Source organism: Pseudomonas sp. FDAARGOS_761 (assembly GCF_013343155.1).
GTDB classification, from domain to species: Bacteria; Pseudomonadota; Gammaproteobacteria; order Pseudomonadales; family Pseudomonadaceae; genus Pseudomonas; species Pseudomonas aeruginosa.
In genome coordinates, this window is sequence record NZ_CP054572.1 from 1,513,803 (window position 1) to 1,535,799 (window position 21,997).

Genomic DNA, 21,997 nt, shown 5'->3' on the forward strand with positions numbered 1-21,997 from the left:
GCCGCTGCGCCGGGGAGGGCGGCGGCCGGATCGGCGGCCGCCGCTTCACTCAGCCCCTGCGTAGCAGGACCCGGGTCACCCGGCGTTCTTCCACTTCCACCACCCGCAGTTCCCAGTCCTGCCACTGCAGGCGGTCGCCGATCACCGGCAGGCGGTCGAGCAGGCTCATCACCAGCCCGGCGAGGGTCTGGTAGTCCTCCGTGGCGCGCGCGTCGAACCCCACGCGTCGACGCACCTGGCTGAGGTTCATGGCACCGCTGACCAGATAGCCGTCGTTCTCCTCGACCACGTCCGGACCGTCGATCTCGCTGGCGTCGGGCAGCTCGCCGGCGATGGATTCGAGAATGTCGGTCAGGGTCAGCAGGCCGATGAATTCGCCGAACTCGTTGACCACGAAGGCCACGTGGGTCGAGGCCTCGCGCATCTGCTCCAGGGCGTTGAGGATCGAGCAGTCCTGCAACAGGTTGAGCGGCTGGCGGGCCAGGCTTTCCAGGTCCGGCTGGGCGCCGGCGAGCAGCTCCTTGAGCAGTTCCTTCTTGTGCACGTAGCCCAGCGGCTCCTCGACGCGCCCGTCGCGCACCAGCGGCAGGCGCGAGTAGGACGATTCGAGCAGCGCCGCGCGGATCGCCTCGCGGCCGCTGTCGAGGTCGATGCAGTCGACCTCGGCGCGTACCGTCATCAGGCTGCGGATGGGCTTCTCGGCCAATTGCAGCACGCCGCTGATCATCACCCGCTCGCGGCGGTCGAAGACCACCTGGTCGTCGCCCTCCTCGAACAGGTCGGCGACTTCCTCGCCGACCTCGTCGGCCTCCAGGCGCTGGCCGCCGAGCAGGCGCAGCACCGCATGGGCGGTACGCGCGCGCAGCGGGCGGTGGCCCTGCAGGCTCTTCTTGCGGCGCTTGCGGGCGACCTGGTTGAACACCTCGATGAGGATCGAGAAGCCGATGGCCGCGTACAGGTAGCCTTTCGGGATATGGAAGCCCAGGCCCTCGGCGGTCAGGCTGAAGCCGATCATCATCAGGAAGCCCAGGCACAGCATGATCACCGTCGGGTGACGATTGACGAAGCGGGTCAGCGGCTTGCTGGCGACGATCATCAGGCCGATGGAGACGATCACCGCGATCATCATCACTTCCAGGTGCTCGACCATGCCCACCGCGGTGATCACCGCGTCGAGCGAGAACACCGCGTCGAGCACCACGATCTGCGCGACGATCGGCCAGAACAGCGCGTAGGTCTTGTTGCCGGCGTGCTGGGCGACATGGCCTTCGAGGCGTTCGTGCAGCTCCATGGTGGCCTTGAACAGCAGGAACACGCCACCGAACAGCATGATCAGGTCGCGGCCGGAGAAGCTCTTGCCGAATACCTCGAACAGCGGCTCGGTGAGGGTCACCATCCACGAGATGCTCGCCAGCAGGCCCAGGCGCATCAGCAGCGCCAGCGACAGGCCGAGGACCCGGGCGCGGTCGCGCAGGTGCGGCGGCAGCTTGTCGGCGAGGATCGCGATGAACACCAGGTTGTCGATGCCGAGGACGATCTCCAGCACGATCAGGGTCGCCAGGCCGAGCCAGGCAGTCGGGTCAGCTATCCATTCCATGTGCGCTTACCTCCCGGTCCGGCTGGCCGTCGCGCTGGCGCGACGCTGCACGGCGCGGCTGCGGCAGCCGGCGGTGACGGCGGGGGACGAGGCGAGGGATTCGGCGTCGAGGGGCGGACGCAGGTGGCGAAGGCGAAGCGGGGAGGGTTGTCCGGAAGGACGACTGGGGGGCTCCGAAAGGGTGGTCATGATGGCCATTGAGAGTCAAAGGGAAGTCGATCCTACTGTGTCGCGGGCCCTCGCCACAGCGGGAAACTATTACAAAACCTTAGGCGAAACCCGTGCCGGCGCTAGACTGGGCGGAACCCCGCCACTGCGAGCAGACATGAGCACCGAGGATTTCGACGCGATCACCGCCACCACCCTGGCCGACTACCAGCGCAACGCCGAAGGCTTCCGCGAGGGCACCCGCGGCCACGACGTGAGCCAGAACGTCGAGGCGCTGCTGCGCCACATCGACGGGCCGCCGCCGTACCGGATCCTCGATTTCGGCTGCGGTCCCGGGCGCGACCTGGCCACCTTCCGTCGCCTCGGCCACCAGCCGGTCGGGCTCGAAGGCACGCCGCGCTTCGTCGAGATGGCCAGGGCCGACAGCGGTTGCGAGGTGTGGCAACAGAACTTCCTGGCGCTGCGACTGCCGGCCGGGCACTTCGACGGCACCTTCGCCAACGCCAGCCTGTTCCATGTGCCCGGCAGCGCCTTGCCGCGGGTGCTCGGCGAACTCTTCGAAGCGCTGCGACCGGGCGGCGTGCTGTTCAGCTCCAATCCGCGCGGCGACAACCGCGAGGGCTGGAATGGCCAACGCTACGGTGCCTACCACGATTACCCGGCCTGGAAACGCCTGCTGGAGGAAGCCGGTTTCGTCGAGCTGGAGCACTACTACCGGCCGCCGGGCCTGCCGCGCGAGCAGCAGCCCTGGCTGGCGAGCGTCTGGCGGCGCCCCGTCTGAAGGCGCTACAGGGTCTGCCGGTGCGGCGTGCCGAGCACGCTGCGGTACTGGTCGAGGCGCTTCGGCGAGAGGTTGCTGCGTTCCAGGCTGTCGAGGGCGTAGGACTTGATTTCGGCGTCGCTGTAGGGGCGTTCGACGCTGCGCGGCGGGTTGGCGCAACCGGCCAGGACGACCAGGCTGGCGGCCAGGGAGACGATCAGGGACTTGCTCATGGCGGATTCCTCGAAATGTTCCTCGATGCTATCGGTGGTCCCCCCTGTCCAGGAAATCAGGCCTATTAATAATGAATATCTGGCGAATTGAGTCTAGGTCCCGCCAGCCGTGGGTTCTAGTCGACCAAAGGCGAGGTTGTGGCGGCATGTTTCGCCAACCGGCCGCGCGCTCGCGGTCCGGTCGGCTAGGGGTTTCAACCGGCCGCCTGCGGCAGGCTCGGGTAGTCGGTGTAGCCGGCGGCGCCGCCACCGAAGTAGGTCGAGCGGTCGCCGTCGGCCAGCGCCAGGTCGTGCTCCAGGCGGTAGGGCAGGTCAGGGTTGGCGATGAACGGCCGGCCGAAGCCGACCAGGTCGGCCCAGCCCCTGGCCAGGGCTTCCTCGGCGCGCGCCTTGGTGTACATGCCGGAGTAGATCAGGCTGCCACGGTAGACGATGCGCAACGCTTCCTTGAACGCCGCCGGCATGGCCGGGGCGTCTTCCCAGTCGGCCTCGGCGATGTGGATGTAGGCTACGCCGATCTCGTCCAGTAGCCGCGCCGCGGCCAGGTAGGTGGCTTGCGGGGTGTCGTCGACCGCGCCCTGCAGGGTGGTCAGCGGCGCCAGGCGCACGCCGATGCGCTCCCTGCCGACCACCGCGGTGACCGCCTCGGCGACCTCGCGGAGGAAGCGCAGGCGGTTCTCCAGCGAGCCGCCGTATTGGTCGTTGCGCGCATTGGCCTGGGAGTCGATGAACTGGTTGATCAGGTAGCCGTTGGCGCCGTGCAGCTCGACCCCGTCGAAGCCGGCGTCGAGGGCGTTGCGTGCGGCCTGGGCATAGTCGGCGACGATCTCCCGGATTTCCTCCACGGCCAGCGCGCGCGGCGCCGAGTGCTGGACCATCTCGCCGCCGCCGGCCTGCGCTCCGCGGCCTTGGGGATCGACGAAGACCTTCACGCCTTCGGCCACCAGCGCCGAGGAGGACACCGGGGCGGCGTTGCCCGGTTGCAGCGAGGTGTGCGAGACCCTGCCGACGTGCCAGAGCTGGGCGAAGATGCGCCCGCCGGCGGCGTGCACCGCGTCGGTGACCTGGCGCCAGCCGGCGACCTGCTCGGCGCTGTGGATGCCCGGCGTCCAGGCGTAGCCCTGGCCCTGCCGGCTGATCTGGGTGCCTTCGGAAACGATCAGGCCGGCGCCGGCGCGCTGGCTGTAGTACTCGGCCATCAGCGCGGTGGCGACTTCGCCACTGGCGGCTCGGGAACGGGTCATCGGCGGCATGACGATGCGATTGGGGAGGGTCAGGTGGCCAAGGGCATAGGGGCTGAACAGCATGATGGCGATCTCGCTCGTGAGGCCGGCCGTGGCGCGGCGCGCTGGAAGAAGGTGAGCGCATTATTGGCGGAACGATTCGTGCGAAAAACCGCTGCCAGGGAAAATGACACTTGAGTTCAATTCACGAATGCCCGGATAGCGCATTCCCCACACCGGCGGGTAGGGCGAATAACGCCCCTGGCGTTATCCGCCGAGCGGAATCGCAGGCGGGTGAGAAATGCCGGATGAAGCATCGCGTCCTGCGCCCCACGCCAGGCGGGCAGGGCGAAGAGGGCGCTCCGGCCTATTGCAGGCCGTACTTCTTCACCTTGTCGAACAGCGTGGTCTTGGCCATGCCCAGGTCCTGGCTGGCCTGGGTCAGGTTGCCGTGGTGGCGGGCCAGGGCGTCGCCGAGCAGGGCCTTCTCGAATGCCTCCACCGCTTCGGCGAAGCGCGGGCCGCCGGTCTGTACGGCCTGGCCGCCCTTGTTGAACACCGGCAGGCCGAGGGCGAAGCGTTCGGCGACGTTGCGCAGTTCGCGTACGTTGCCCGGCCAGTCGTGGGCCATCAGGCTGGCCACGGTGGCACGGTCGAGTTCCGGCGCGGGGCGGTCGAAGCGCAGCGAGGATTGCTGGAGGAAGTGTTCGAAGAGCAGCAGGATGTCCTCGCGGCGGTCGCGCAGTGCCGGCAGTTCCAGGCTCACCACGTTGAGCCGGTAGTAGAGGTCGCTGCGGAACTGGCCGCTCTTGCCCATGGCGGCGAGGTCCGCCTTGGTCGCCGCGATCACCCGGCAGTCCACCGGGATCGACTGGTTCGAGCCGAGGCGTTCCAGGGTGTGTTCCTGCAACACCCGCAGCAGCTTGATCTGCAGGTTGACCGGCATGCTCTCGATCTCGTCGAGGAACAGCGTGCCGCCGTTGGCATGCTCGATCTTGCCGATCCGCCGCTTGTTGGCACCGGTGAAGGCGTGCGCCTCGTGGCCGAATATCTCGCTGTCGAACAGGTTCTCCGGCAGGCCGCCGCAGTTCAGCGCGACGAAGGCATGCTGGTGGCGCCGGCTATAGTCGTGGAGGCAACGCGCCACCAGCTCCTTGCCGGTGCCGGTCTCGCCGAGGATCAGCACGTTGGCCGAGGTGTCGCCGACGTTGGCGATCAGCTCGCGCAACGCCTGGATCGCCGGCGAGCGGCCGATGATCCGTTGCGCCAGGTCCTGGCGGCCGGCCAACTGGCGACGCAGCGCGCTGACCTCGCGGGCCAGCCCGCGCTGCTCCAGGGCGCGGCGGGCGACCTCGACCAGGCGTTCCGGAGAGAAGGGCTTCTCCATGAAGTCGTAGGCGCCGGCGTGCATCGCCTGTACCGCCATGGAGATGTCGCCGTGACCGGTGATCAGCACCACCGGCAGGCTCGGGTCGAGGGCCTTGAGACGCTCCAGCAGGGTCAGGCCGTCGATGCCGGGCAGGCGGATGTCGCTGACGACGATGCCGGCGAAGTCGCGGTCGACCCGTTGCAGCGCCTCCTCGGCGCTGCCGACGCCGATGCAGGGGATGTCCTCCAGCTCCAGCGCCTGCTGGCAGCCGAGCAAGACATGCGGATCGTCTTCGACGATCAGGACGGAAAGCGGCTCGTTCATCGGGCGGGACTCGCAGTCGGGGAATCGGGAACCAGGGACAGGCTCAGCTCGAAGGCGGTTCCGCCGCTTTCGGGGTGCTGCACGCTGAGGCTGCCGCCGGCGGCGGTGGCCAGGCTGGCCGAGAGGGTCAGGCCGAGGCCCAGGCCATGTTCGCCGGGCTTGGTGGTGAAGAAGGGTTCGAACAGGTGGACGCGCGCCGCCGGCGGGATACCGGGGCCGTTGTCGCGCACGCGCAGGACGTAGCGCTCCTCCTCGCGCCGGCCTTCCAGCCAGAGCTGGCGGTCGGCCTGCCCGCTCATGGCGTCGAGGGCGTTGGCCAGCAGGTTGACCAGGATCTGCTCCAGGCGGGTCTGGTCGATGCCCAGGCGCACGTCGTCGAAATGCCGGTGCAGGGTCGGTGGGTCCTGCTCCAGGCGCCCGTGCAGGATCAGCAGCGCCGCGTCCACCGCCTTGGCCAGGCTGGCCTGGCCGGCGTCGTCGCTGCGCCGGGCGAAGGCACGCAGGCTGGCGGTGATGCGGCCCATGCGGTCGACCAGTTCATTGATGGTGGCGAGGTTGGTGCTGGCGGTCTCCAGTTTGCCGCGCTGGAGGAAGCGCACGGTGTTGCCGGACAGCGTACGCAGCGCCGCCAGCGGTTGGTTGAGTTCGTGGGCGATGCTGGTGGACATCTGCCCGATCACCGCCAGCTTGCCGGCCTGGACCAGTTCGTCCTGGGCCTTGCGCAGGGTGTCCTCGGCCTGCTGGCGCTCGTGGATCTCGGCGGTCAGGCGTGCGTTGCTGGCCTGCAGGTCGGCGGTGCGTTCGGCGATCTTCACTTCCAGCTCGCCGTTGGCCCGTTGCAGCGCCTCGCGCGCGGCGAGGCGGGTGGCGAGTACCTTGCGCCGCTCGTTCCAGGCGATCAGCAGGAAGGCCAGGAGGGCGAAACCGATGGCGGCCAGCATGCCATTGCGCACCGCGTCGCGGCGCAGGTCTTCCAGCGGGCTGAGCAGGGTCAGGTTCCACGGCGTGTCATTCAGCGCGCGGGTCTGCGCCAGGTAGGTGACCGCTTCGCCGCGCGGGTGCTGCTCATCAGCGGGGAAACTGAGCTTCTCTACTCCGGCGGCCAGCGGCTCGCGCAGCAGCGGCTGCCACTCGTTCAGCGCCCACCAGTAGTACTGCATGCTGCGCGCCAGGCGCTCCTTGTCGTCGGCGCTCAGGGAGCGCACCGCCTTCAGGCGCAGGGCAGGGTTGCTGGAGAGGATGATGATGCCGTTCTCGTCGCTGACGAAGGCTTCCAGGCGCGCCTTCTCCCAGCGCTCCTCGAGGGCGTCCATCTTCACCTTGACCACCGCCACGCCGATGATCCGGCCGCCGTGGACCAGGCCGTGGGCCAGGTAGTAGCCCGGCTCGCCGCGGGTGCTGCCGATGCCGTAGAAGCGGCCCGGCTTGCCCTTCATCGCGTCCTGCCAGTAGGCGCGGAACGACAGGTCCTCGCCGAGGTAGCTGTCCGGGTCGCTCCAGTTGCTGGTGGCCAGGACCCGGCCGTTGGTGTCCAGCAGGTACACCGCGCGGCTGCCGGCGCGGCGGTTGAGGCCTTCGAGGTAGGCGTTGACCTGGTTGCGCCGGTATGGCGTCGGGTCGGTGAGCAGGTGGCTGACGCTGCGCTCCAGCTCCAGCAGGCTGGGCAGGTAGGTGTACTTGCTGATCTCGCTCTCGACCGTCCGCGCATGCAGCTCCAGCTGGCGTTCGCCATTCTCGGCGAGGGCACGGATGCCGGCGCTCTCGCTGACCCGGTAGCCGCCGTAGCCGAAGCCGAGCATCAGCAGGAGCAGGGGAATGGGGAGCAGCAACTGGCGGACGAGGCGGGGCTTCACGGTCAGTGACGGAGGTACGCTGCAGGGCGGGTCGGGGGATTCCATCACAGTCGTCGCGGCTAGGCCAGCCCGCCGCCACGATGGGCGGCGGAGCGGGCGGTTTTCCGGCACGGCCGGCAGGCGGCGCCGGAAGGGTTCACTCAGTATTCCCAGAAGATCCGTTGCAGCTCCTTGCTGTCCTGGGTCTTGGTCATCGCGACCGCGGCCAGGATGCGCGCCTTCTGCGGGTTCAGGTCGTGGGCGACGATCCAGTCGTTCTTGTCGTCCGGCTGCTCGGCGTTGCGCAGGACGAAGCCGCCGGCATTGACGTGCGAGGAGCGGATGATCTGCACGCCCTGCTTGCGCAGTTCCTGCAGGGTCGGCACCACGCGCGCGGGCACCGAGCCGTTGCCGGTGCCGGCATGGATGATCGCCTTGGCGCCGGCCTGGGCCAGGGCCTTGTAGGCGGTGTCGCTGACGTTGCCGTAGCTGTAGGCGATTTCCACCGGAGCCAGCGCGGAGATCTGCTTGATGTCGAACTCGGAGTTCATCGTGTGCCGCTTCACCGGTGCGCGGAACCAGTAGCTCTTGCCTTCGACCACCATGCCCAGCGGGCCCCACGGGCTCTTGAACGCTTCGGTCTTGATGTTGACCATCTTGCTCGCGTCGCGGCCGGAGAGGATCTCGTCGTTCATGGTGATCAGCACGCCCTTGCCGCGCGCCGACTTGTCGCCGGCCACCGCCACGGCGTTGTACAGGTTGAGCATGCCGTCGGCGGACATCGCGGTGCCCGGGCGCATCGAGCCGACCACCACGATGGGCTTCTCGGTGTGCTCGACCAGGGTCAGGAAGTAGGCGGTCTCTTCCAGGGTGTCGGTACCGTGGGTGATCACGATGCCGTCGACGTCGTCGCTATCGGCCAGCTTGGCGACGGTCTTGCCCAGTTCCAGCAGGTTCTCGTTGGTGAAGCTTTCCGAGGCGATCTGGAACACCTGTTGGCCGCGGACGTTGGCGATGTCCTTGAGCTGCGGCACGCTGGCCAGCAACTGGTCGACCGGCACCTTGGCGGCGGTGTAGGTGGCGCTGTTGGCGGCGCTGGCGCCGGCGCCGGCGATGGTACCGCCGGTGGCCAGGATGACCACGTTGGACAGTTTCTGTTGCGGTGCGACTTCCTTGGCCTGGGCGGCCTGCGGCAGCAGGAGCATCAGGGCCATAACACCGGGGGCGAACGCGTGGAGCAATGGCTTCATGGCGATATCTCGTGTCGGTAGGTTGGTAGGGTTATCGTCGTTGCACGCAATCAGGCGCGGGCGGCGTCGGCCGCCCGCCGTCCTGTCAGGGTTTCACCACCAGGCCGACGCCGCGGCCACGGGGATCGGAGGCGGTCTCCAGGGCCTTGCCGTCGACGCGGATGGCCTGGATATCGCCCATGTTCCAGCCCTGGTCCTCCAGGGTGTAGCCCATCGCCTTCAGCTCCTCGGCGACCTTGCCGGCGAGCGGCGCGTAGGCGTCGTAGTAGATCGTGTCCTTGGGCAGCAACTGGTGGTGCACGCGCTGCGCGGCCACGGCCTTCTCCAGCGGCAGGTGGAAGTCGTAGATGTTGTTCAGCACCTGGAAGATCGAGGTGAAGATCCGCGAGCCGCCGGGCGTGCCGACCACCAGGCTGACCTTGCCGTCGCGGGTGACGATGCTCGGGCTCATCGAGGAGAGCATGCGCTTGCCCGGCTCGATGGCGTTGGCGTCGCTGCCGACCACGCCGAAGGCGTTGGCCACGCCCGGTTTGGCGCTGAAGTCGTCCATCTCGTCGTTGAGCAGGAAGCCGGCGCCCTTGACCACCACGCCGCTGCCGAAGTCCCAGTTGAGGGTGTAGGTGTTGCTCACCGCGTTGCCGTCGGCGTCGACGATGGAGAAGTGCGTGGTCTGGTGCGGTTCCAGGCCGGGACGGACCTTCTCGGTCGGCGAGATCGCCGTCGGGTTGACCTCGGCGGCACGCTGCTTCAGGTATGCCGGATCGGTCAGGCGCGCCACCGGGACCTTGGAGAAGTCCGGGTCGCCGAGGTAGTCGGCGCGGTCGGCGAACACGCGTTTCTCGATCTCCGCCAGCAGGTGGATGTAGCGCGCGGAATTCAGCTCGACGCCCTTGAAGTCGGCGGCACGGTTTTCCTTGATGCCCAGCAACTGGGCCAGGGCGATCCCGCCGGAGCTTGGCAGCGGCGCGGTATAGAGCGTGTTGCCCTGCCAGTCGACGCGCATCGGTTCGCGCCACCTGACCTTGTAGTCGGCGAGGTCCTGGTGGGTGATCAGTCCCTTGTCCTGCTGCATCTGTGCCACCAGCAGGTCGGCGGTATGGCCTTTGTAGAACTCGTCCGGGCCCTTGTCGGCGATACGCTCCAGGGTCTTCGCCAGGTCCGGCTGGAGGAACGCCTCGCCGGCCTTCATGTGGCCGAAGTAGTCGCCGAAGTTGGTCTTGCCGTTGAACAGCGCGACGGCGTCCTGGCGGTACTGGAACTGCTTGTCTGCGACCTTGAAGCCCTTTTGCGCGTAGCCGATGGCCGGGGTCAGCAGCTCGCTCCAGGGCAGCTTGCCGAAACGCTTGTGGGCTTCCCAGAGGCCCATCACGGTGCCCGGCACGCCGGCGGCCTTGGCGCCGACCAGGCTGAGGTTCTCGATCACCTCGCCCTTGTCGTCCAGGTACATGGTCTTGCTCGCGGCCTTCGGCGCCACCTCGCGGTAGTCGAGGAAGTACGGCTTGCCGTCCATGTACAGGGTCATGAAGCCGCCGCCGCCGATGTTGCCGGCCTCGGGGTAGGTGACCGCCAGGGTGAAGGCGGTGGCCACCGCGGCGTCCACCGCGTTGCCGCCGGCCTTGAGGATCTGCGCGGCGACCTTGGCGCCGTACTCGTCGGGCGCGGCGACGGCGCCGCCGTCGAGCGTGGCGGCGAAGGCCGAGGAGGATGCGGCGGCAATGGCGACGCCGAGGGACAGGGTTCTGAAGAGCACAGGTTGCATGGGCTTTCCCTATTTATTGTTATCGCAGGCGAGGGTGGAGCAGGCCCCCGCCGGGCGGGCCGGCGAGGGCGGGTACATCAGTGCGGGAGGATCTTGGCGAGGAACTGCTGGGCGCGTTCGGAGCGGGCGCTGACGTCGCCGAAGAACTCCTCCTTCTCGCAGTCTTCCACGATCTGCCCGCGGTCCATGAAGATCACCCGGTTGGCGACCTTGCGCGCGAAGCCCATCTCGTGGGTCACGCACATCATGGTCATGCCTTCGTGGGCCAGCTGGACCATCACGTCGAGCACTTCGTTGACCATTTCCGGGTCGAGCGCCGAGGTCGGCTCGTCGAACAGCATCACCACCGGGTCCATCGCCAGCGCGCGGGCGATCGCCACGCGCTGCTGCTGGCCGCCGGAGAGCTGGCCGGGGTGCTTGTGCGCGTGCTCCTTGAGACCGACGCGCTCGAGCAGGGCCAGGCCCTTCTTGGTGGCTTCTTCCTTGCTGCGGCCGAGCACCTTGATCTGCGCGATGGTCAGGTTCTCGGTGATGCTCAGGTGGGGGAACAGCTCGAAATGCTGGAACACCATGCCGACCCGCGAGCGCAGCTTGGGCAGGTTGGTCTTCGGATCGGCGATGGAGGTGCCGTCGACGACGATGTCGCCCTTCTGGAAGGGTTCCAGTGCGTTGACGCACTTGATCAGGGTCGACTTGCCCGAGCCGGACGGCCCGCAGACCACCACCACTTCGCCTTTCGCAACCTCGGTGGAGCAGTCGGTCAGGACCTGGAAGTCGCCATACCACTTGCTGACATTCTTGATGGAAATCATACGGTTAACCTTTTCTGCAGACGTTTGACGGCGAACGAGGCGGTGAAGCTTACGACGAAGTAGACCAGGCCGGCGAAAATCAGGAACTCGTTGGCCTGGCCGATGATGTCGCCGCGCGAACGGGCCGAATTGAGGAAGTCCATCAGGCCGACGGTATAGACCAGCGAGGTGTCCTGGAACAGGATGATGCTCTGTTGCAGCAGCAGCGGGGTCATCTTGCGGAACGCCTGCGGCAGGATCACCAGGCGCATGGTCTGCCCGTAGGTCATGCCCAGTGCCTGGGCGGCGCCCATCTGGCCTTTCGGGATGGCCTGGATGCCGGCGCGGACGATCTCGCAGTAGTAGGCCGCCTCGAACATCATGAAGGCCACCAGGCAGGAGGTGAACGCCCCCACCGGGGTGTCCTCGCCGGTGATCCAGCGCAGGATGAAGGGCACCGCGAAGTAGAACCAGGTGATCACCAGCAGCAGCGGGATCGAGCGGAAGTAGTTGACGTAGAAGCCGGCGATGTTCGACAGCAACTTGCTGTGCGACAGCCGCATCAGCGCCAGCACGGTACCCAGCGCGACGCCGCCGAGGACGCCGAGGACCATCAGCTTGAGGGTCATCAGCATGCCTTCCCAGAGGCTCGGCAGGGCGGGAACGATTCCACTGAAGTCCATCATTTACCTCCTACGGAGATCAGGCCCGGTACGGCGACCTTTCTCTCCACCAGGCGCATGATCAGCATCAGGCTCATGTTCAGCGTGAAGTAGATCAGCGTGGCCAGGGTGAAGGCCTCGAACAGGTTGGCGGAGAACTCGGCGGTCTGCTTGGTCTGCGCCAGCAGCTCCATCAGGCCGATCAGCGACGCCACCGAGGAGTTCTTGAAGATGTTGAGGAACTCCGAGGTCAGCGGCGGGATGATGATCCGGAAGGCCTGCGGCAGCAGCACGTGGCGGTAGATCTGCGGCAGGCGGAAGCCCATCGCACGGGCCGCCGAGGTCTGCCCGTAGGGCAGCGCCTGGATGCCGGTGCGCACCTGCTCGCAGACCCGCGCGGCGGTGAACAGGCCGAGGCAGACGACCACGCTGAGGTAGGCCGAGGTGGTCGGGTTGAGGTCCTGCTTGAACCAGGTCTGCAGGCCCTCGGGCAGCAGGTCGGGTACCAGGAAGTACCAGATGAACAGCTGCACCAGCAGCGGCACGTTGCGGAAGATTTCCACGTAGGCGGTGGCGATCCCCGATACCAGGCGGTTCGGCACGGTGCGCATGACGCCGAGCAGCGAGCCCAGCGCCAGGGCGATGATCCAGCCGACCAGGGCGATGGCGATGGTCCAGCCCAGACCGGCGATGTACCAGTCGAGGTAGGTTTCGCTGCCGATCCCGGTGGACTTGAAGAACACGCCCCAGTCCCAGTTGTAATTCATGTTGGGGTTTCCCCTCGGTTCAATCGGTTGCAGACACTGGCGGGGAAGGCAGGCGCCGGCGCGGCCGTACGGGCTGGCGGCGCTGCTCTTCCGGGGGAGACGGCTGGGGAGGGGCAGGCCCCTCCCGCGTCCCCGAGGCCCCGCCGCGAGGCGGGGGCGACGCGCGAAGCGCTGGCGCTCCGGGAGGAACGCCTGGCGCTCGTTACATCTGCTCGGCGGCCTTGTCGGTCGGGCTGGCGATCAGCTTCTTCAGCTCTTCGCTCATGGGGAAGTTGAGGTTCAGGCCCTTCGGCGGGATCGGCTGGGTGAACCACTTGTCGTAGATCTTGTTGACCTCGCCGGAGGCGTAGGTATCGGTGATGGCCTTGTCGACCACTTTCTTGAACGCCGCGTCGCCCTTGCGCACCATGCAGCCGTAGATCTCGAAGGACTGCGGGGTGCCGCCGACGACCCAGTCGTCCGGCTTCTTGGCCTTGGCCATTTCGCCGTAGAGCAGCGCGTCGTCCATCATGAAGGCCACCGCGCGGCCGGATTCGAGCATCATGAAGGACTCGCCGTGGTCCTTGGCGGAGATGATGTTCATGCCCATCTTCTTGTCCGCGTTCATGGCCTTGAGCAGGCGCTCGGAGGTGGTGCCGGCGGTGGTCACCACGTTCTTGCCCTTGAGGTCGTCGAAGTCCTTGATGTTGGCGGTCTTCTTCGACAGCAGGCGGGTGCCGACCTCGAAGATGCCGACGGAGAAGTCGACCTGCTTCTGGCGCTCTTCGTTGTTGGTGGTGGAGCCGCACTCGATGTCCACGGTGCCGTTCTGCACCAGCGGGATGCGGGTCTGCGAGGTGACCAGGTTATAGCGGACCTTCAGGTCGGGGAGGTTGAGTTCCTTCTTCACCGCCTCGACCACTTTCAGTTGCAGGTCGTGGGAGTAGCCGATCGGCTTGCCCGGCTCGGTGCCGAGGTAGGAGAAGGGAATCGAAGCGTCACGGTGACCGAGGGTGATGGTGCCGGTGTCCTTGATCTTCTTCAGCGTGCCGGTGAGCTCGTCAGCGACGACCGGAGCGGACAACAGAGCGGCCACGATGGCGGTGCTCAGCAGACTGGGAGCGATACGCATGAATTTCTTCCTCGACTTGTTTTGATTTTTATTGAGCCGCGAGCGCCTGGCCTCTCCGGGACAGGGTGTTTCGCGGTTTTCCCCGGCGGGGGAAGCCACGAGAGTATCGTGCTTGCCGAACAGTGTAGTGGCAGGATGCATGCCAGCTTATGAAATCCGGCTTTTTTTAGCCTAACTATTTGAAAGTAAAAGAAATTAAATTTGGATGAAAATGCCCCGAAATGGCCTTTCGTCCGCTCTTCCGAATATTTTCGGGGCATGGCGTTCGGTTTTCCGAACGTTTCGCCGAGGTCCGTTCTTGAGCCATTCCGGGGTTTTCTGACGGTTCGTTCAGAAATTGTTCAGGCTTCGTTCAGGCCCGATTCAGGCCGGGTTCAGCAGAATTCACGCTGCGAGGCGCAAGCCGTCACGTCTTGCCTTCCTTACCTGGCGACGGCCGCCTGGAGTCCCCATGCGCTATCTCATCCTGAGCCTGCTGGCCGTGCTCGCCGCACCTGCCTGGGCTGCCGACGACGGCGACTTCTGGTACCTGCAGACCAGCGTCTACACCCGGCATTTCAACCCGGACCCGGAACACAACAACCACCAGGACCTGCTCGGCCTCGAATACAACCGCGCCGATGGCGTGCTGGCCGGCGGCGCGACCTTCCGCAACTCGTTCAGCCAGCGCTCCAACTACGCCTACCTGGGCAAGCGCTTCGACAGTGACAGCTACCCGGTCTACCTGAAGCTCACCGGCGGCCTGTTGCAGGGCTATCGCGGCGAATACCGCGACAAGATCCCGCTGAACCGCTTCGGCGTCGCGCCGGCGATCATCCCCTCGGTGGGCGTTCGCTTCGGCCCGCTGGGCAGCGAGCTGGTGCTGCTCGGCAATTCGGCGGCGATGATCAACCTCGGCCTGCGTCTCTGAGGCCCAGGGCGGGCACGGAACGCTGGCTGGTCTAGGCTGTCGTCTGTTCCCCGAGCCGCGCTCCTGAGCGGTTCGTCACTCGACAGGAGACTCCCATGCAGATCGATCTGAGCGACAAACTGGCAATCGTCAGCGGTTCCACCGCCGGCATCGGCTTCGCCATCGCCAGCGGCCTCGCCGCCGCCGGCGCCACCGTGGTGGTCAACGGACGCAGCCAGGCGGCGGTGGACCGTGCGATCGCGGCGATCCGGAACGGCCAGCCGGATGCCAGGGTACGCGGCGTCGCCGGCGACCTGGGCACGGCGGAAGGCTGCGCGGCTTTCGTCGCGGCCGAGCCGAAGGCGGACATCCTGGTCAACAACCTGGGCATCTTCGAGCTGAAGGACTTCTTCGACATCGAGGACGCCGAGTGGAGCCGCTTCTTCGAGGTCAACGTGATGTCCGGGGTACGCCTGGCCCGCGCCTACGTCCCGGGAATGGTCGAGCGGGGTTGGGGGCGAGTGGTGTTCCTGTCTTCGGAATCGGCGTTGAACATCCCGGCGGACATGATCCACTACGGCTTCAGCAAGACCGCCAACCTCTCGGTGTCGCGCGGCCTGGCCAAGCGCCTGGCCGGCACCGGGGTGACGGTGAATGCGGTGCTGCCCGGACCGACCCTCACCGAAGGCGTCGCCGAGATGCTTCGCGAGGATGCGCAGAAGGCCGGGCAGAGCATAGAAGAGGCCGGCACCGCCTTTGTCCGGCAGCACCGTTCCAGTTCGATCATCCAGCGCCTGGCGACGCCCGAGGAAGTCGCCAACCTGGTGGTCTACACCTGCTCGACCCAGGCCTCGGCGACCACCGGCGCGGCCCTGCGGGTCGACGGCGGGGTGCTCGACAGCCTGGCCTGACGAGCGCGCAACGCCAGCGTAAAAATGCTCCTCGGCACTCGCGGCGCGGTACCCGGCGGCCCTGGCCGGTTGCCGCGCCGGCGTCTGGCGGCGGCGCTCGTAAAGCTTGCGTAACGAGGCGCGACAGGAGGCGCCGGCAGGTCTAGAACGGCAGGTACCGTCATTCAGAGGATACCGCCACTCATGTCAGCAGCCTCGTTAGCCACCCTCGACGGGTCGCTCCGCATGACCCCCGTCGAGCAACCCCGACCGCCGGCTCTCGCCGACCTCGGCAGCCGCCTGATGATCGTCGTCGAGCGACGCGAGGACTGGGCCTCCTACCTGCCCAGCGAGGAAGTACTCACCGCCCAGGAATACCTCGAGCAATCGGCGCGCGACCACGGCGGCCGCCGCGTGCAGGTGATCAACCTGTGCCGCGGCTACAAGTACCTCGGCCTCGGCTACTACTGTTCGCTGCTGGCCGAGGCCCGTGGCCACCGGGTGATCCCGTCGCTGCGCTGCATCAGCGAACTGGCTCGCAAGTCGGTGTACGGGCTGGCCCTGGGTGGCCTCGACAAGGCCCTGGACAAGGCGCTGTGCCGTACGCCCTATGGCGCCACCGACGGCTTCACCCTGACCCTGTATTTCGGCCATACCGAGTTCGAGCCGCTGGCCGACCTCGCGCGCCAGTTGTTCGAAGCCTTTCCCTGTCCGATCCTGCTGGTGGAGTTCCGTCGCCAGCAGGGCTGGCATATCGAGGGCGTGCGCCCTGGCGTGCTGAACCGCTTGCGCAGCGACCAGGAGGATGTCTTCGCCGATGCCCTCGACGGTTTCAGCCGGCGCGCCTGGCGCATGCCGCGTTCGCGGCGGGTGGCACGCTACGACATGGCGATCCTGCACGATCCCGACGAAGCGCTGCCGCCGTCCAACCCGCAGGCGCTGGCCAACTTCGTACGGGTCGGCGCCAGCCTCGGCATCGACGTCGAACTGATCGGACGCAAGGACTACGCGCGCCTGGCCGAGTTCGACGCCCTGCTGATCCGCGAGACCACCCGGGTCGACCACCATACCTATCGCTTCGCCGAGAAGGCCGAGCGCGAAGGCCTGGTGGTGATGGACGACCCGGCATCGATCCTGCGCTGCACCAACAAGGTCTACCTGGCCGACCTGCTTGGTTGCCGGCAACTGGGCATGCCGCTCACCGAGATCCTCTACAAGGAACGCCCGCAGGACTGGCAGCGGGTGGCCCGGCGCCTGGGCTTCCCGCTGGTGCTGAAGATTCCCGATGGCTGCTTCTCCCGTGGCGTGGTCAAGGTCAACGACGACAGCGAACTGCTGGCGGCGGCGAGCGAGCTGTTCGAGCGCTCGGTCCTGTTGCTGGCCCAGGAGTTCTTCTACACCGAGTACGACTGGCGCATCGGCGTGCTCGACCGCCAACCGCTGTACACCTGCCAGTACTTCATGTCGCGCGGCCATTGGCAGATCTACAACCACAAGGCCGACGGCCAGGACGTCAACGGCGAGTGCCGCGCCGTGCCGCTGGAGCAGGTGCCGCCGGCGGTGCTGGAGCTGGCCCTGGAGGCCGCCGGGCGGATCGGCGACGGCCTCTACGGGGTGGACCTGAAGCAGGCCGGCGACAAGGTGCTGGTCATCGAGGTCAACGACAACCCGAATATCGATGCCGGCATCGAGGACGGCCAGCTCGGCGACGAACTCTACCGGCGCATCCTCCAGGCCTTCGTCCAGCGCCTGGAACTCAAGCACCGTGGCCAGTTGAGCAAGGCGCTGCGCTGAGCGGCGCGCTTCAGTCCGGCCGGCGCGTGGCCAGGCGCAGGCCGGAGCCGCGGGCGAGGGCTGCCGGCCTGACGCAACGGACCCGGTAGCGGCCGCACTCATCGATCTCGATGCCCTGCAACTCGGGAGCGAAACCGGGAAAGTGCTCGCCGAAGGCCTGCAAGGCCAGCAGGTAGTCGATCAGCGCCGGCGATTCCTCGGCCACCCGTTCGCCGGGCAATAGCAGCGGCGTGGCCGCCGGATGGACGCCGACCAGGCTGGCGACCACACGGCCGCCGAGCCTGTCGATCGCCACCGCTTCGGTTTCGTCCCTGACCAGGTGCCCATAGACCGTGGCCGGCGCCAGCGCGGCGTGGCCGGCAGCCCTGGCGGCAGCGTCGGCGAGAGCGGTCAGGTGCAGCCGCAGGCTGGCCTCGTGGATCATCGCGCAGAGTTCGCGCAGGCCGATGTAGCGGTACAGCGGCGAGCTGTCGAGCAACTCCGGCAACACCTGCTTCAGCGGCGCATCGTCGTCGTGCCGGCGCTTGAATTCGCACAGCCTGTCCACCAGCGGCTGCGCGTGTTCCGCCCTGGCGCCCTGGGGAAACAGCAGCAGGAAGCGATAGTCGCCGGTGCGCAACGGGGCGATGCCGTGCCGGCGCAGGTAGCGGCAGACCACCGCGGCGGGTACTCCGAAGCTGGCCGGGCGACCGCGCGAATCGAGGCCGGGGGCGCTCAGGGCGACGCGCAGCGGGTCCAGCCGAGGACTGCTGTCGAGCGTCTCGGCGAGCCCGTGCCAGCGCTTCGCCGGCGTCTCCCGGCCGGCCTCGATGCCGGGCCCCGGGTTGCCCCGCAGTATCTCGAAGAACCACGTATCGCCATCCTCCCTGGCGAGCCGCGCGGCGGCTTCGCAGAGCGCCCGGCGAAAGGCCTCGGCGATGTCGCCGGCATGCGCCGCCGGGGCTCCTGCGGACGTCTCGCGGTAGGCCGTGGAGAGGTCGTTCAGCGGCGTCGCCAGGCGCTCCGCGGTGCTCCCCGAGCCGATCCGCCACTGCTTGGCCGGCGCCAGGTCGAGACGTGCGCGGCCGTTGTAGCGGGCACTCACCGGCGTGCGCGGGACCGGCGGGGCATAGTCGCGCAGCCGCCTGGGGCCCGCCGGGTCGCGCCATTCGCGCAGGTCGCTGTCGATGCGCTCGGCGATGAAGCGTGCGGGGCCGGCGGCCAGGTTGAAGCATCCCTGGACCTCGTCCAGTAGCTGGCTGGACAACTGCTCGATGCGCAGTTGACGAAACAACAGGAACAGCGGGATGGACGGCGCGACCTGGCGGAGTTCATCGAGCGCCGCCAATTGTGCGGCCTCGTTCTCGCCTGTCGGCTCCGCGACGAGCAGGAGGATGCCGGCGGGGTGCGCGGCGTTGCCGAGAAAATCCAGGGCGACCTTGCGGCTTGGCGCCTGGAAGAGTCGATAGCCGCGTATTTCCAGTTGTCGACAAAGCTCGGAAAGACGATTCGCGTCATTGACCGCGTTTATGTTGGAAGTGACGAGTATTGAATGACGCGAAGGATTGTTTCGAGACATGCTGTTGTCCTTGTCCATTCGAACCGCTCGGTTTCGCCGGCAAAAGCGTCGCCCGGCACGCCGAAGGCTCTCGCGAGGCGCGACTAGTGATTGATGATGTACTTGGCGCTGGCGAAGGTCGGCGGGATATAGAAGTTCCACTTCTTTTGCCGGGCGAGTGCCTTGAAGGCGCCGATGCAACTGCAACCGACCTTCTGGAAGATGTTGCTCTTGTGGAACTTGACGGTACTCAAGGAGCGGCTGATCTGTTCGGCTATTTCTTTTTCCGAGAGGCCGGAAAGCAGCAGGTAGATCACGTCCCATTCGCGCGAGGTGAACAACTCCGAGGGGGGCGTGAAGGTGAAGGTACCGATGCCGTCGGTGGCGATGAAGCCGCGCGGGGCGACCGAGGTCAGGGTCTTGGCATGGGCGATCACCCCGGTGCGGTTGCCGCGCCGGTCATACAGCGGCATGCGTTCGAAATACAGGCAGCAGGGTGCCGGATGATCGTCCGGCCTGAGCAGCGCCAGGGCCTCGATGCGCTTGCCGGTCTGGATGACCAGCTTGTCGTGCTCTTCGATGCTGGCACTGAAGGGGGATAGCAGGGAGTTCTTCTGGCCGAACCGCGGGGTGATCAGTTCGGTATAGCGACGATTGACATAGACGAAGTTGAGACAGTTGTCTTTCACACTCCAGGCCTCTTCGCTCTGCTCCCAGGAAATGATCAGTTCGATGGGAATGTGCACCGACATGTGGTGAGTCATGTCCAGCAGCTTTTCGATATCCAATAGCGTCATTGGCTACTCCACTCATTTACATGTGGGCGGGTCTTTGAATGGAAGAAAGATGGCGAGGCGAGTGCGTGCCGGGATGTTCGTTGGGTCCTGCGGAAGTTTCTCTGGCAAGTGCTATCTTCTTTTCGGTGGCGTTCGACTCCTGCGTCTGTGAAGTGTTACCGGAGCAACTACGCCGGGGCGCAATTCGATTTCAGGTTATATCCGCGACCTCATGCCCAGGCTGTACTTTTGATCGAGTTTTTTTGCGCTGTTCTAATAGGGGGCGGGCGCGTTGTTCGAAAAGTCGATTGACAGTTGACGGAGGTGGCCAGGGTTCTATGGAACAATTCCAGGAATTCCCTTTTTCCAATGCGCGATGCCGCTGGTCCGTACTTTGCTCGCCGGGGCCGTTGCGCGGCTATGGTGGAAGTCCCGAGGCCTATCGAGGCTTTGTCATGTCGCGTGTGCTTTTCCTGCTCCTGGCCATGGTGCTCGCCGGCCTGGGCCAACCGACCCTCGCCGCGCCCCTGCCGGACGAGCTGCCGGCAGCCTTGCCCGCCGCGCCGCCGGTCGCGCCGTTGCCCATGGGCAGCGCGCCACAGCCGCAACCGGAGGCCGCCGAGCCGGACCTGCCGGGCAGCGACGCGGCCAGCGCCGACGGGGAGGCGACGACCAAGGACGGCTTGAAGATCGGCAACGGCAGTCTCCGCCTGCGCCAGGACGATCCCGGGCCGACCCGGGAAAGCCCGCTGCGCGATCCCCGCCTGAATTCCTACGCACCGCGCCAGCCCTGACCGACGGCCCGCGCCCGGTGGCCGGGCGGGTCTAGGCTTGTGCTGCGGTCGGCGGCGTTCCACGGCGAGCGCCGACCGTTCGTCCGCGCCGTGGGCTTTTTTCCCCGCCGCTGTCGAAAGGCGCCCTCGCCGGGCGACTACCGAACGAACGGATCGTCGATCCGCACCAGGAGCCCACCGCCATGAAATACCTCTGCCTGATCTATTTCGACGAAGCGAAGCTGGCCGCCGTGCCGGCCGAGGAGCTTGCCGCCATCGTCGACGAGTGCATGACCTACTCCGACCAGTTGGGCAAGGCCGGCCACTACATCGCCTCGCACGCCCTGCAGTCGGTGCAGACCGCCACCACCCTGCGCCACCAGGGCGGGCGGCTGGCGATGACCGACGGGCCGTTCGCCGAGACCAAGGAGCAACTCGGCGGTTTCTACCTGATCGAGGCGCGCGACCTCAACCAGGCCCTGCAGATCGCCGCGAAGATTCCGCCGGGACGGCTCGGCTGCGTCGAGGTGCGACCGGTCAAGGAATGGGAGTGAGGGCGCCCGGCGCCGGAGGTGAAGCATGTGCCCCCTTTGCATCGCATCCCTGTCCCTGCTGTGCGCCGGCGGCGCTTCGCTGGCCGGCTTCGCCCTGGCGACCGGGCGCCGGCGCCGCTGGCGGAACGACCCCGGGCAGGCTGGAATACCGAGAATTTCCGTGGAGAATCGGCAATGAATCCTTCTTTGCAGGACCACCCGGTGAGCAACCGGGAACAATGGCTGGACGCCCGTCGCCGTCTGCTGGCGCGGGAAAAGCAACTCACCCGCCTGCGCGACCAGGTCGCCGCCGAACGACGCGAACTGCCCTGGGTCAGGGTGGACAAGGACTACCGCTTCCAGGGCGAGCGCGGCGAGCGTTCGCTGGCCGAGTTGTTCGGCGGCAATAGCCAGCTAATCGTCTACCACTTCATGTTCGCGCCGGGCTGGAGCGAAGGCTGCGTCGGCTGTTCGTTCCTCGCCGACCACATCGACGGCGCCAACCGGCACCTGGCGCACCACGACGTCAGCCTGGTGGCGGTATCGCGCGCGCCCCTGGAGGAGTTCCAGGCGTTCCGCCGGCGCATGGGCTGGCGTTTCGACTGGTACTCCTCGTACGGCAGCGATTTCAACCGTGACTTCGGGGTGTCCTTCGACAAGGCGCAACTGGCCGCCGGCAGCGTCGACTACAACTACCAGCCGACCCCCGACGCCGGCGAGGAAATGCCGGGTGCCAGCGTGTTCCTGCGCAATCCGGCGGGCGAGGTGTTCCACACCTATTCGGCCTATGCGCGCGGCCTCGACATCCTGCTCACCACCTACACCTTCCTCGACCTGACGCCCAAGGGGCGCAACGAGGACGCGATCATGGACTGGCTGCGTCACCACGACCGCTACGACGAGGCGCCGAAAAGCGCCTGCTGCCACGCGCAGGCCAGCCATTGAGGGAGCACGGCGAG

20 protein-coding genes are annotated in these 21,997 nt (G+C 66.9%); 7 read left to right on the forward strand and 13 right to left on the reverse strand.

From position 1 onward, the window contains the following. Positions 1 to 49 precede the first annotated feature (49 nt). Positions 50 to 1,597: a TerC family protein gene (locus FOC67_RS07230; protein ID WP_003082751.1), complete on the reverse strand. Its 1,548-nt coding sequence runs from the start codon at positions 1,595 to 1,597 to the stop codon at positions 50 to 52. A 325-nt stretch (positions 1,598 to 1,922) separates the two neighbouring features. On the opposite strand from FOC67_RS07230, the gene FOC67_RS07235 reads away from it, so the two are divergent. Next, the gene (locus tag FOC67_RS07235) at positions 1,923 to 2,546 is read left to right on the forward strand and encodes a class I SAM-dependent methyltransferase (protein WP_009314861.1); all 624 of its coding nucleotides are present in this window, start codon (positions 1,923 to 1,925) and stop codon (positions 2,544 to 2,546) included. Positions 2,547 to 2,551: 5 nt separating this feature from the next. Here FOC67_RS07235 and FOC67_RS07240 read toward each other — a convergent pair whose 3' ends face one another. The 10 genes from FOC67_RS07240 to FOC67_RS07285 all read right to left on the reverse strand — a co-directional run bounded on the left by FOC67_RS07240 (position 2,552) and on the right by FOC67_RS07285 (position 13,846). Continuing rightward, on the reverse strand, positions 2,552 to 2,758 hold the full coding sequence (locus FOC67_RS07240) for a hypothetical protein (RefSeq protein WP_003109250.1): 207 nt from the start codon (positions 2,756 to 2,758) through the stop codon (positions 2,552 to 2,554). Between the two features lie 194 nt (positions 2,759 to 2,952). Next, positions 2,953 to 4,065: an alkene reductase gene (locus FOC67_RS07245; RefSeq protein ID WP_003109249.1), complete on the reverse strand. Its 1,113-nt coding sequence runs from the start codon at positions 4,063 to 4,065 to the stop codon at positions 2,953 to 2,955. A 283-nt stretch (positions 4,066 to 4,348) separates the two neighbouring features. Beyond that, positions 4,349 to 5,674, reverse strand: coding sequence for a sigma-54 dependent transcriptional regulator (locus FOC67_RS07250; RefSeq protein ID WP_003086877.1), 1,326 nt, complete (start codon positions 5,672 to 5,674; stop codon positions 4,349 to 4,351). Beyond that, on the reverse strand, positions 5,671 to 7,572 hold the full coding sequence (locus FOC67_RS07255) for a sensor histidine kinase (protein WP_015503237.1): 1,902 nt from the start codon (positions 7,570 to 7,572) through the stop codon (positions 5,671 to 5,673). The genes FOC67_RS07250 and FOC67_RS07255 overlap by 4 nt, the downstream gene beginning before the upstream one ends. A gap of 95 nt (positions 7,573 to 7,667) precedes the next feature. Then, on the reverse strand, positions 7,668 to 8,756 hold the full coding sequence (locus FOC67_RS07260; protein WP_009314859.1) for an asparaginase: 1,089 nt from the start codon (positions 8,754 to 8,756) through the stop codon (positions 7,668 to 7,670). 85 nt (positions 8,757 to 8,841) lie between these two features. Next, a complete protein-coding gene (ggt, locus tag FOC67_RS07265) occupies positions 8,842 to 10,515 on the reverse strand; it encodes a gamma-glutamyltransferase (RefSeq protein WP_003086881.1) in 1,674 nt (557 codons plus the stop codon). Positions 10,516 to 10,592: 77 nt separating this feature from the next. Continuing rightward, positions 10,593 to 11,327: an amino acid ABC transporter ATP-binding protein gene (locus FOC67_RS07270; protein WP_003082761.1), complete on the reverse strand. Its 735-nt coding sequence runs from the start codon at positions 11,325 to 11,327 to the stop codon at positions 10,593 to 10,595. Then, a complete protein-coding gene (locus FOC67_RS07275) occupies positions 11,324 to 11,992 on the reverse strand; it encodes an amino acid ABC transporter permease (protein ID WP_003082765.1) in 669 nt (222 codons plus the stop codon). Before FOC67_RS07275 ends, FOC67_RS07270 begins: the two co-directional genes overlap by 4 nt. After that, the gene (locus FOC67_RS07280; RefSeq protein WP_003082767.1) at positions 11,989 to 12,735 is read right to left on the reverse strand and encodes an amino acid ABC transporter permease; all 747 of its coding nucleotides are present in this window, start codon (positions 12,733 to 12,735) and stop codon (positions 11,989 to 11,991) included. The genes FOC67_RS07275 and FOC67_RS07280 overlap by 4 nt, the downstream gene beginning before the upstream one ends. A 202-nt stretch (positions 12,736 to 12,937) precedes the next feature. Then, positions 12,938 to 13,846 carry a glutamate/aspartate ABC transporter substrate-binding protein gene (locus FOC67_RS07285; protein WP_003140367.1) on the reverse strand — a complete coding sequence of 303 codons (909 nt, stop codon included), beginning with the start codon at positions 13,844 to 13,846 and terminating at the stop codon, positions 12,938 to 12,940. 451 nt (positions 13,847 to 14,297) lie between these two features. On the opposite strand from FOC67_RS07285, the gene pagP reads away from it, so the two are divergent. The 3 genes from pagP (at position 14,298) to FOC67_RS07300 (ending at position 17,419) form a co-directional block, all read left to right on the forward strand. After that, positions 14,298 to 14,756 (forward strand): palmitoyltransferase PagP, encoded by a 459-nt coding sequence (gene pagP, locus FOC67_RS07290; protein ID WP_003082771.1) that lies wholly within the window; start codon positions 14,298 to 14,300, stop codon positions 14,754 to 14,756. Between the two features lie 95 nt (positions 14,757 to 14,851). Continuing rightward, a complete protein-coding gene (locus tag FOC67_RS07295; protein ID WP_003082773.1) occupies positions 14,852 to 15,646 on the forward strand; it encodes an SDR family NAD(P)-dependent oxidoreductase in 795 nt (264 codons plus the stop codon). Between the two features lie 183 nt (positions 15,647 to 15,829). Then, on the forward strand, positions 15,830 to 17,419 hold the full coding sequence (locus FOC67_RS07300) for a RimK family alpha-L-glutamate ligase (protein ID WP_009314858.1): 1,590 nt from the start codon (positions 15,830 to 15,832) through the stop codon (positions 17,417 to 17,419). Positions 17,420 to 17,429: 10 nt separating this feature from the next. Here FOC67_RS07300 and FOC67_RS07305 read toward each other — a convergent pair whose 3' ends face one another. Together FOC67_RS07305 and FOC67_RS07310 are read right to left on the reverse strand one after the other, a co-directional pair. Next, positions 17,430 to 18,995 (reverse strand): Orn/Lys/Arg decarboxylase N-terminal domain-containing protein, encoded by a 1,566-nt coding sequence (locus FOC67_RS07305; protein WP_009314857.1) that lies wholly within the window; start codon positions 18,993 to 18,995, stop codon positions 17,430 to 17,432. 65 nt (positions 18,996 to 19,060) lie between these two features. Beyond that, a complete protein-coding gene (locus tag FOC67_RS07310; RefSeq protein ID WP_003082787.1) occupies positions 19,061 to 19,753 on the reverse strand; it encodes a LuxR C-terminal-related transcriptional regulator in 693 nt (230 codons plus the stop codon). A 434-nt stretch (positions 19,754 to 20,187) separates the two neighbouring features. On the opposite strand from FOC67_RS07310, the gene FOC67_RS07315 reads away from it, so the two are divergent. The 3 genes from FOC67_RS07315 (at position 20,188) to FOC67_RS07325 (ending at position 21,983) form a co-directional block, all read left to right on the forward strand. Then, complete coding sequence (locus tag FOC67_RS07315) at positions 20,188 to 20,526, forward strand: hypothetical protein (RefSeq protein WP_009314856.1); 339 nt, start codon at positions 20,188 to 20,190, stop codon at positions 20,524 to 20,526. Between the two features lie 182 nt (positions 20,527 to 20,708). Next, positions 20,709 to 21,059, forward strand: coding sequence for a YciI family protein (locus FOC67_RS07320; protein ID WP_003082795.1), 351 nt, complete (start codon positions 20,709 to 20,711; stop codon positions 21,057 to 21,059). A 174-nt stretch (positions 21,060 to 21,233) separates the two neighbouring features. Then, a complete protein-coding gene (locus tag FOC67_RS07325; protein ID WP_003086907.1) occupies positions 21,234 to 21,983 on the forward strand; it encodes a thioredoxin family protein in 750 nt (249 codons plus the stop codon). Positions 21,984 to 21,997: the final 14 nt, after the last annotated feature.